Annotated in this window: 12 protein-coding genes; 9 read left to right on the top strand and 3 right to left on the bottom strand. The window is 38.1% G+C overall.

Annotated elements, in window-relative coordinates:
* The first annotated feature begins 95 nt into the window (after positions 1-95).
* Entirely contained in the window at positions 96-872 is a 777-nt protein-coding gene (locus I6F65_RS20400; protein ID WP_166115350.1) for a nucleotidyltransferase domain-containing protein, read from the top strand.
* Between the two features lie 32 nt (positions 873-904).
* On the opposite strand, the gene I6F65_RS20395 is transcribed toward I6F65_RS20400, so the two are convergent.
* Positions 905-2167 (bottom strand): IS110 family transposase, encoded by a 1263-nt coding sequence (locus I6F65_RS20395; RefSeq protein ID WP_197114649.1) that lies wholly within the window; start codon positions 2165-2167, stop codon positions 905-907.
* 488 nt (positions 2168-2655) lie between these two features.
* Here I6F65_RS20395 and I6F65_RS20390 point away from each other — a divergent pair, with 488 nt between their 5' ends.
* Together I6F65_RS20390 and I6F65_RS20385 are read left to right on the top strand one after the other, a co-directional pair.
* The gene (locus tag I6F65_RS20390) at positions 2656-3114 is read left to right on the top strand and encodes a GNAT family N-acetyltransferase (protein ID WP_024612166.1); all 459 of its coding nucleotides are present in this window, start codon (positions 2656-2658) and stop codon (positions 3112-3114) included.
* A gap of 107 nt (positions 3115-3221) precedes the next feature.
* Entirely contained in the window at positions 3222-3629 is a 408-nt protein-coding gene (locus I6F65_RS20385; protein WP_024612167.1) for a hypothetical protein, read from the top strand.
* Between the two features lie 32 nt (positions 3630-3661).
* Here the strand turns inward: I6F65_RS20385 and I6F65_RS20380 are convergent, their stop codons facing one another.
* Complete coding sequence (locus I6F65_RS20380; protein ID WP_231613253.1) at positions 3662-3892, bottom strand: hypothetical protein; 231 nt, start codon at positions 3890-3892, stop codon at positions 3662-3664.
* A 460-nt stretch (positions 3893-4352) separates the two neighbouring features.
* Here I6F65_RS20380 and I6F65_RS20375 point away from each other — a divergent pair, with 460 nt between their 5' ends.
* The 5 genes from I6F65_RS20375 to I6F65_RS20355 all read left to right on the top strand — a co-directional run bounded on the left by I6F65_RS20375 (position 4353) and on the right by I6F65_RS20355 (position 9088).
* Positions 4353-4976, top strand: coding sequence for a fused MFS/spermidine synthase (locus I6F65_RS20375; protein ID WP_024612168.1), 624 nt, complete (start codon positions 4353-4355; stop codon positions 4974-4976).
* The gene (locus I6F65_RS20370) at positions 4969-5853 is read left to right on the top strand and encodes a spermidine synthase (RefSeq protein WP_024612169.1); all 885 of its coding nucleotides are present in this window, start codon (positions 4969-4971) and stop codon (positions 5851-5853) included. The genes I6F65_RS20375 and I6F65_RS20370 overlap by 8 nt, the downstream gene beginning before the upstream one ends.
* 635 nt (positions 5854-6488) lie before the next feature.
* On the top strand, positions 6489-6974 hold the full coding sequence (locus I6F65_RS20365; protein WP_024610974.1) for a MarR family transcriptional regulator: 486 nt from the start codon (positions 6489-6491) through the stop codon (positions 6972-6974).
* Entirely contained in the window at positions 6964-8028 is a 1065-nt protein-coding gene (locus I6F65_RS20360; protein ID WP_024610975.1) for an HlyD family secretion protein, read from the top strand. Before I6F65_RS20365 ends, I6F65_RS20360 begins: the two co-directional genes overlap by 11 nt.
* Positions 8029-8038: 10 nt before the next feature.
* Positions 8039-9088, top strand: a complete 1050-nt coding sequence (locus I6F65_RS20355) for a DUF2955 domain-containing protein (RefSeq protein ID WP_024610976.1) — start codon at positions 8039-8041, stop codon at positions 9086-9088.
* A gap of 65 nt (positions 9089-9153) precedes the next feature.
* On the opposite strand, the gene arfB is transcribed toward I6F65_RS20355, so the two are convergent.
* Entirely contained in the window at positions 9154-9567 is a 414-nt protein-coding gene (gene arfB, locus I6F65_RS20350) for an alternative ribosome rescue aminoacyl-tRNA hydrolase ArfB (protein ID WP_024610977.1), read from the bottom strand.
* Between the two features lie 191 nt (positions 9568-9758).
* Between arfB and I6F65_RS20345 the strand changes: the two genes are divergently transcribed.
* Positions 9759-10328 carry a hypothetical protein gene (locus tag I6F65_RS20345; protein WP_024610978.1) on the top strand — a complete coding sequence of 190 codons (570 nt, stop codon included), beginning with the start codon at positions 9759-9761 and terminating at the stop codon, positions 10326-10328.
* Positions 10329-10469: the final 141 nt, after the last annotated feature.

The following is a 10469-nucleotide window of genomic DNA, read 5'->3' as shown; positions in this document are numbered from 1 at the left end:
TTGAGTGAGGAGTATGCTTCGTTCAACAAGGTATTTATACGATACAAACAACGTAACGTATAAATACTAAGACGTTAACTGCCAAGGAGTATTCAGTGCGTACTGAGATATTAGAAAATCTTAAAACTCTAGAAATTAAAGAGAACATTAAAATACTGTATGCATGTGAATCAGGCAGTCGAGCATGGGGGTTCCCATCAGCTGACAGTGACTATGATGTTCGTTTTGTATATGTTCGAAATAAGGATTGGTATCTTAGAGTTGATCATGAATATTGTAGAGATGTAGTTGAAAAACCTATTAATGACTTATTAGATATCAGTGGTTGGGACTTGAAAAAAGCACTTAAGCTTCTTAGAAAATCAAACCCAGCTCTAATTGAATGGTTCAATTCGCCAATTGTCTATCAGCAAAATGATAAATTTACCGAGGCTTTTAAAGAGTTAATACCAATTCTCTATTCGCCACGCTCTTGTTTTTACCACTACTCACATATGGCGAGTGGAAATTTCCGAGAATATCTACAGGGTGAAACAGTAAGAATTAAGAAGTACTTCTATGTTCTTAGACCTATTCTAGCAATGCAATGGATCGAACAAGATCGCGGTGTTGTACCAATGGAATTTGAAGTGCTAGTAAATGAATTGGTGCATGATGAAACGCTAAAGTCTGCAATTCAAAAGTTACTCGAAGATAAGCGTAAAGGTTTTGAAAGTGCATACCTTCCTCGAATTGATGTAATTAGTGACTTTATTAGCTCAGAGTTAGAAAGATTTAAGGACAAAGCGCAAGAGCAACAAAAATCTGAAACAGATTTTAGTAAATTAACCCCATTCTTCATTGATGTTCTAAATGGCGAATATGGCAGTTAACAACACGCCCTGAGGTGGACGACTAGTAAAATTTAGCTATTAATTGCAAATTTTAAAAGTGGTGAACCTCTGCGTTTTAAGGCCGCTAAATACGTCGATTCATCGTAGGGTGTATTCGTTTTCCAACATCTAAATACAATCCTTATCCATTTAAATGCCAGTGATCTAATAATGCTGTTATGCGGCTTACCCTTGGCTTTTTGTTGCTCATAATACGCTTTAGCCCAAAACGAATAACGAATAGAAAAGCCTGCCCATTCCACAAATGTTTGCCTTAAAAAAGTAGGGCAACTATAACGCCAATGAGTCCACATTTTTTGACCACTGCGCTCAATAACAGGCGCTATACCAGCGTACTTTTGAAGCTCTGCAGCATCATTATAACGCGCACGATTACTACCAAAAGCAACAAGTAAACGTGGGGCGATTTGTGGGCCTGCACCGGGTAAGCTATCAAATATCTTTTTATCCTGGTGGGTTTTATAAGCCGATTTTATTGCTTTATCGAGCTTTTCAATGCCCTTTAATAACATTTTAAATTGCGTGATAAGCACTCCAACGAGCATTTGATTAGGCACAATTACTCCTTCGTCCAGAGTTAATGGCATCGCATTTTTAATACTGTCTAGTCGTGCATTATTGACCGCGCAATAGTGTGAGTTATGACTCTCAAAAAAGTCGAGTAAAGTCTGTTTTCTTGCTTTTTTAAACGCAGTGAGTGACGGCCATTTCTGAATGAAGTCGCAGAATATATACGTGTCCTTTTCTTTAAACCATTCAAGTGCCTGCGGGTAATAATTTTTTAATGTCGCTGTTATTTTATTGGATAAATCGACACTGTCTTGCACTAAACTTCGGCGATATTCAACAAGCTGAGACAGCGAACGCATAGCCGCTGACTCGGGCTCAATGACAGACAGCTTGTCCATATGTAACGTGAGAATTTCAACTTGTAGAAAGGCATCTGATGGGTCATCTTTTGCGCCACTGGGCTTAAAAGCCTGGCGGTATTTAGCAACAGCACAAGGATTAACGGTGAATAAAGTAAGGTGGTCGTATTTAGCTAATGCATAAATAAGCGGCTCTTTTTTAAGCTCGCAAACAATCGCTATTTTCTGCTTTGGATAACGTTGTTTAATATCCATAGCCCATTCATGCAACGCTTCAGGTGTGTGTTTAATAACGGTGTAATGATATTTATTAGTGCCTGTTGGGTGTTCACAAATATCATGTTTTTTATCGGCCCAGTCAATGCCAATAAGTACAGCAAAATTATCAACGTTATATGCTTTCATTTTATATCGCCTACGGTTAAAGTTAAGGACGGAATGTGCTTAAATCTCGTTTCTCGCAGGTCTTATAGATAGTCTTGGTCGGCAATCCCTGAGTATGCGTTTTGAAATCGAGGTGCTCTGTTGGCTCGAACGTCTTGTTAAAAACATTGGATGTTTGTCATTCAATATTCGTAACCAACAGAAGCATATTCCACTTAATATAATAGTCAGTTACTTTTAAATTAAGTGGCTTGGTCGAACTATAAGGCCATTAAACGGAACAAAAACAGTTGGCTTTTGTTCGTGCCTCACAAAGTTTAACCAACAATTTTAGTCCGCTTAGTGCGGCGTTGAGGTTGTAGAATTACTCTTTTTTAAGAAAAACAGCCAGTTTTATGGAGTTCAAATACATTACCTAATGCCTTAACAACGCTTAGAATTAATTGCAGGAGCTCGTTTTTTAATTGAATTTGGCTGTTAGAGTTATTCTACAGCCTCGTTAGGTGAATATGCGTTTAAATGAACCTTCTGATGCAAATTTTATTGAAATCATGTCTTGGTTTTCGACCGAGGAAGAATTAAGTATTTGGTCTGGACCTGGTTTTAGATATCCATTTGATTTAAGTTCTTTTAAGAGCGACTTAAAACTTGATTCACTAAAGTCATTCTCTCTAGTTTCGGTTGAAGGAGATTTATTGGCATTTGGGCAATATTATCTAAGACTTGATAAGTGTCATCTTGGTCGATTAATTGTTAACCCTAATTTTCGCGGGCAAGGTATCGCTTCCCACTTAATACAAAAGTTGGGTGTTCTGGGTAAAACAGAGTTAAAAACTGATTCATGCTCACTGTTTGTATTAGGGCATAATAAAAGTGCAATTCAAGCTTATACAAAACTTGGTTTTTCTATGGCTGATTATCCGGAAGAAATTCCACTGGAAAACTGTTTCTATATGGTACAAGTATAAATTCACCATACAAGCCAATTAAGCAGGACTAAAAACAGTTTGCTGTTTCGTTCCTCAACATTTTAGCAAACAATTTTTAGCCCCTTATTGGAGCGTTAGTATTCAATATGAAGTATCGAGTAGTCGTCAAAAGCATTAGTCCATGTAGTTGCGAAAATGAGGGTGAAGCTGAAGTTTATTTTCCCGATTTTGACCTTACCATTGTTTGCTATTTTATTGGCAATGTTGATTGGTTTAAAAATTGCTTTCCCCTTAACGAATTGAAAGACGCCAATTTAAGGTATTGGCACGCTGACTGGCAGTTGACCGATAAAAATAACAAATCCTTATCAAAAAGTGTTGTTGGTACTTACGAAGGTTTCGAGCTTGACGAAGACAATGATAAATTATTTATGGTTAATTCGTTGCTCCCAATAATATCGGACAACGAATTGGGTAATTATCAACTAGACGTTCCCAACGGAAGTTGGGTGGAATCATCTGGGCAATTTGTTATCGAGGAAGTTGAATGCTAACAACACGCCCTGAGGTGGACGACTAGTAAAATTTAGCTATTAACTGCAAATTTTAAAAGTGGTGAGCCTCTGCGTTTTAAGACCGCTAAATACGTCGATTCATCGTAGGGTGTATTCGTTTTCCAATACCTAAATACAATCCTTATCCATTTAAATGCCAGTGATCTAATAATGCTGTTATGCGGCTTACCCTTGGCTTTTTGTTGCTCATAATACGCTTTAGCCCAAAACGAATAACGAATAGAAAAGCCTGCCCATTCCACAAATGTTTGCCTTAAAAAGTGGGGGTAACTATAACGCCAATGAGTCCGCATTTTTTGATCATTGCGCTCAATAACAGTCCTTTAGGTTTATACATTATAGTCTCCAATGCTCGGTTATCGTTCAAAGCGAAATATCACTTAAGTATAAAAGTTTTTAAGTTGTATCACTAAATACATAAGCCATTAAAAAATGCAAAGTGCTGATGAGTAGCCCAACATAATTGTGCTTATTATTAAGTAGCGATGCCATTAAACCCTATATTACTAGTCACTTTTAGCCTGCGCTATGCGTTTATCCACAGAAAATTTAATTTATTGCAGAGTTACTTTGTTACGTGCAGCTAATATTAAACACGGCTAATTTGTTTTTAAAAGGTTGTTACCGAATGATTTTTACACTGGCGGGCATGTTTACATCACGTTAGTATAGAGATCTATTAAGTTACCAAACGATAATTACATGACTTTAAATACAAACGCATTAATTTATTTTTTAGCCTTTTGCAGTGGTTTTTGCATTATGGGAATTGAGCTTTTAGGCGGGCGAATTCTCGCGCCTTTTTTTGGAAGTAGTGTGCACATTTGGGGAAGTATAATAACCGTGTTTATGCTTAGCTTGTCGTTTGGGTATTTACTTGGTGGTAAGTTAAGTACTCAAAATGCGTCGTTAACAAAATATGGTTTAATATTTTTAGTCGCCAGTATTATGGTGGTGCCTATTACATTATTTTCGCAGCCAATAATGGAATTTATATTTACCCATATTGAAGATAGTCGCTACGGCTCGCTTTTAGCTTCAACGGCATTATTTTTCATTCCAACAATTATTTTAGGAATGATTTCACCCTACTCCGTACGTTTACTGGTAACCGAAAGCGAAAAAAGCGGACAGGTAGCGGGAAGACTTTATTTTGTAAGTACGCTTGGTAGCGCACTGGGTACTATTATTACCTCTTTTTACTTTGTACTCGCGTTTGATGTAAACACAATTATTAGCGCCTTTGCTTTAACACTTGGATCGCTCGGCTTGCTAGCTATTGTTATTAACACTTTGGTTAATAAAAAGGAGCTTGCTCATGCTTAAATACTTATTACTGCCGTTAATTGTGCTTTCGAGCTCTGCGTTTAGTGAGGTTGTTCATGAAGAACGCTCGTTATATCGCAATATAATTGTTGAAGAAACGCATGACTTACGCTGCCTTAAGTTTAATTCTAAAAGTACCCAAACCAGTCAAAGCTGTATGTATAAAAACGACCCCGACAAACTCGTTTTTAATTATACCAAGCTGACTTTTGCGAGCCTTTTAGTGATTGAAGATCCTAAAAATGTGCTTATTATAGGGTTAGGTGGCGGTACGCTTTCTAATGTTATTCATGAGCTATACCCTGCTGCGAAAATTCATAACGTAGAAATTGATCCGGCGGTTACTAAGGTGGCACGTGATTACTTTAACTTTATAGAAAACGACGCGGTTACATCAAGTGTGCAAGATGGTCGTATTTTTATAAAACGCGCAGCGATTAAAAAAGAAAAATACGATTGGATTATTTTAGATGCCTTTAATGGTGACTACATACCTGAACATTTACTTACCAAAGAGTTTTTTGAAGAAGTGCAAAGTGTATTAACTGATGGCGGTGTAATTGCGGCTAATACATTTTCGAGCAGCAAATTGTACGAACATGAATCGGCAACCTATCACGCTGTATTTGGCGACTTTATAAACGTAAATCGTGAAAATCGCAGCAATCGTATTATTTTAGCGGGGCTTAAAACGCCGCCTACTAATGAGCAAATAAACGCTCGCGTAACAGCATTAGCACCACGGCTAGTAAAATACGGTATAGACATACAAGCAATAAGTGAGTTTATGGATTTCACTAAAGACGGACAAGATTGGCCAGCTGACACCAAAGTTCTGACAGATCAATATTCGCCAGCTAATTTATTAAACTTTTAAAGCATTTACATAACAACTCTAAGTGAAAGGTTAGTTAGGTGAGCGCGATGTAAAATCGCACCTACGGTTTTGTTGAGTGCGGTGTTTGTTTTGATGTAAGTGAGGTTTTATACCTCGCTTTAGGTAGATTATTACCACCACCAAAAAGTGATTAATTGTGTTCAATCTGCGCCTCGGTGTTTAGTGGTTAAGGTTAGATGAGCGCGATGTAAAATCGCACCTACGGTTTTGTTNGTAGGTGAGGTTTTATACCTCGCTTTTACTAGATTGTATTACCACTGAAAAGTGAAAGAGAAGATAAGTAGAAGTGATTAATTGTGTTCAATCAGCGCCTCGGTGTTTAGTGGTTAAGGTTAGATGAGCGCGATGTAAAATCGCACCTACGGTTTTGTTAAGAGCGGTGTTTGTTTTGATGTAGGTGAGGTTTTATACCTCGCTTTAAGTAGATTGTTATCACTATGGCGAGCGCGATGTAAAATCGCACCTACGGTTTTGTTGAGTTCGGCTTTTGTCTTGATTCCCTTCGCTTTATTGTACTTTTTACTGCCTACCTTTAATTCATTTTTAACTTATATATTTACGCTGCTTATTAAGTAGTGATATTATAGTTAGCTTGCTAACTAAATGAGAGAGCTATGGTCAAAAATATTCCCTTTCACGAAACACTCGACTTAACCATTATTGGCACTATGGGGCGAGTACATCGTGTATGTCGTGAGGCGATTACTATTGCTGTAGAGCCTTTAGGATTAACACAATCACGTTGGATGGTGTTAGTGCATATAAATATGAATGGCGAGGGACTAACTCAATTAGAGTTGGCTCATAGCTTAGGTATAGAAATGCCTTCGTTAACTCGTACACTCAAACAGTTAGAAGAACAGTCGCTCATTACTCGTCGTATAGACGAGCATGATAAGCGTAGTAAAAAACTCTATTTTACTAAACAAGGCTTCGCCGTTTTACATTCATTAACCGAGACAATTACCCATATTAAAGCTCAGTTATACAGTGGTTTTACTGACGAGCAATTAGACGCGATGGCTTATGGTTTAGTTAAAATGGAAAAGAACGCACAAAATTGTATTAAATCTCAAATTAAGGCTAAAAATGACACCTGATCAAAAGTTTGCGCGCTATGTAAGACTTTCCCTTGTGGGATTTGTTTTAGTATTTATTTACTATTTAATGGCTGATATTTTTTTACCTGTAACGCCACAGGCGCGCGTGTACCATCCTGTTGTACAAATTGCTCCACAAATTAGCGGTCGAGTAACCAGAGTGTTGGTAAGTAATAACCAACCTGTAAAGGCTGGCGATGTGTTGTTTAATATTGACCAAGGACCTTATAAGTTAGCATTTGAACAATCGCAACTTGCGCTGGACGATGCCAAATTACAAAATAAACGCCTTGATACCAATGTTAAAGCACTTGAGGCACAAATAAGTGCGGCTAATGCAAAACAACATGAGCAAAAGCTATTAAAAAGCAGAGGTGAAAAGCTCTACAAGCAAAACTCTATATCGGAGCAAGAGCTTGAAAGCATTCGTGCTAATTATGAGGCAAGTAAAGCAAACGTAGCTGCATTTGAGGCGCAATTAGCTGAAGCCATATTAGCGCGTGGTGAATCGGGTGAGCAAAACTTGGCAATGCGACATGCAGCAAACCAATTAGCCCAAGCTAACCTTAACTTATCGTACACACAGGTACTTGCATTAAGCGATGGCATTGTTACTAACTTACAATTACTTGATGGCGCATACGCTGTAACAGGCCAACCTTTACTCGCTATTGTGGCAAAAAAAGCTGATTTAGTAGCTGATTTTAGAGAAAAGTCGTTACTGCATATGAAGCCTGGCAGCTTAGCTAAGGTTGTATTTGATAGCCGCCCTGGTGAAGTTTACGACGCGCAAATTACAGCTTTTGAAGCCGGTGTAAGTAATGGGCAGTTAAGTGCAAATGGACTACTTAGTACAACCGAAACCAGCAACCGCTGGGTACGTGATGCACAACGCCAGCGTATTCATTTAAAGCTAATAAACGATACAAGTTTAATTGCTAATATGCCAAGTGGTGCCCGCGCAACGGTGCAATTATTGCCAGAGTCGACAGTTGGGCAATGGTTAGGCGCTGCGCAAATTAGGTTTATTAGTTTGTTACACTACATTTATTAATGGAGAGTATATGACTCAAGTTGTTAGCCAAGGGCCGCAATTAGACTCTAATGGCCTTCGCCAAGCACTTCGCATTGCCGGTGGGTGCACAGTAGGCTTTGCTATTAGTAAATTAATGAACTGGCCAAATGGTATATTTTTTACTGTTTACCCTATGTTGTTACTTGGCATGGTGCCTACTTTAAGCCGAGGTGTAATTAATCAATTTATAGCATCAGCGGCGTTTAGCGCATTTATAGTGCTTGTAATGCAGGGGCTTTTTTCGCATTTACCAGTCGTAATGACGTTATTAGTGTTTGGTGTTTTTTGTATTTTATTTCATAAAATGAGCAGTGGCAGTGCCTTTTTATTTGGTGCTTTAGGGGTGGTTAGCCTTTCAATTCAGCTGCACTTTTCGAGCTATGTTGATCAGGGCAGCAGTATTTACCCTCTTATTTTAACAAATGGTTTGGCTATTATTTTAACGGTTATTATTGCTGCGCTAATGCATGGGCTGTTTCCTGAGGTAACAGCAAGACCAGCTCGGGTAATGCCTGCAAAAGCAAAAGAAAGTATTCGTCATGAAGTACTGCTTTGCTCTAGTGTTGCTACGCTTTCGTTTGTGGTTTTTCAGGTTTTAGACTTACAAGATTCTATTTCTGCACAAGCAGCATCGGTGCTTATTTTATTTTCTTTATGTTGGAAAGCTGCCGGAATGGCTGGTTGGCAACGTGCCATTGGAACGCTTATTGGGTGTAATGCCGCACTTTTATCGCAATTGTTTTTGTATAGCCACACTGATTTTTTACTTTTTCCGGTGGTTATTTTATGGATATTATCGTTTGTATTTGCACGATTTCATATTTTAGGCGGCGGAATTCCAGGTATTGGTTTTGGCGTGCTAACTACATTTGGTATTTTATTTGGTAACTCTTTAGGCCCTGGGCAGGATTTAATTTATAGTGCTTTGTACCGTTTTAGTTCGGTATCGGTGGCTATTATTCTAAGCTTATGTGCGGTGTATGTTATGCATCATTTACTTAATCGCTTTAGCGTAACACGGCATCATACCTACGATTAGGTTATATCGTTTAACAATAAAAAGGCTGCAACTGCAGCCTTTTTTACGTTTAAACAATATGTAAGCTACAACTTTACACTACCGCGCAACGCTTTGTTTTGGCCGTGTTTTGTTTTTTTATCCATGCGTTTACGCTGCGAATTACGGCTTGGTTTTGTGGCTCTACGGGCTTTGTTTACCTTTGTGGCGCTTAAAATTAGGTCTTTTAAGCGTTTAAGTGCATCGTCGCGATTAAGCTCTTGTGTACGATGACTTTGCGCTTTAATTATTAAAACACCATCTTTAGTAATTCGCGTGTCGTTTAGCGCAAGTAAACGTTCTTTATAAAAATCAGGAAGCTTAGAGCGGTTAATGTCAAAACGTAAATGAATAGCACTTGCTACTTTGTTAACATTTTGACCACCGGCACCCTGCGAGCGAATCGCTGTAAGCTCTAGCTCCCACTCATCTATAGTGACAGTATTTGAAATTGTTAACATTGTGTTCAGCTCTAGTTGTCAAAAATGCATTATACCATTTGTACATTGACTTGTGGTGAATCAACTTAAATCTTAGGATTTTAACAACGCCCCATAATTTGTACTGTAAAACTGACTAATACATTTTTTGTATTGGCAAGTGCCGTTAATTAGTTTCTAATTGGCACAACTTTAATATTAGGAAACGCTCAATGAAGAAAATACTTGTATCACTTAGCTTATTAGCAATGAGTTTCTCAAGCCTTGCAGAAGATATTAACGAAGGTCAACTTCAAAGCTACATGAAAGCATTACCAGCGGTATCAAGTTGGGCAAGCAGCCAAGAATCATTAAAAGATTTAGACTTAGCAAGTATGCTAGGTGGCTCTGCAGATCAAACTGTTGGCGAACAAAGCTCTTTAGCTAACAGCGCACTTAGCATGATTAAAGATCAAGATTTATACAAAAGCTTTGAAGGTGTTACTAGCCAATACGGTTTTACACCAGAGCAGCTAGTTACTGTTGGTACTGAAGTATCAATGGCGTATATCGAAAATTTAAAATCGGGTTTATCTACCGAAAATCAAGAAACGGCTACTAAAGTAATGAGCGGTTTAAGCAGCATGAAAAGCGCTAAAGATACAAGTGCTAGCTCGTTGATGGGTTCTTTTGGTAAAGCGTCAAGCGCTGTTGAATCAAGCGAACCAGTTGTTAGCGAAAGTAACCTTGCACTTGTGAGCGAGTATATGCCACAACTACAAAAGTTATTTGCACTACTATAAGCCTAATCGTTATTCATAGGTTGGATCTTAAGGAATAAAACTTGAAAACATGCTCTGAATTTGATCTGATAGTAATCGCCAAACCACTATCTATCCCAAAAGCAGAGCATGAATAAACATAATACTGAGTTAAACAAAATA

This window comes from Pseudoalteromonas sp. SWXJZ94C (genome assembly GCF_015864385.1).
In the GTDB taxonomy this organism is placed as follows: Bacteria; Pseudomonadota; Gammaproteobacteria; order Enterobacterales; family Alteromonadaceae; genus Pseudoalteromonas.
The sequence above is the reverse complement of the archived record's forward strand: the minus strand, read 5'-3'. Positions and strand labels throughout refer to the sequence as shown.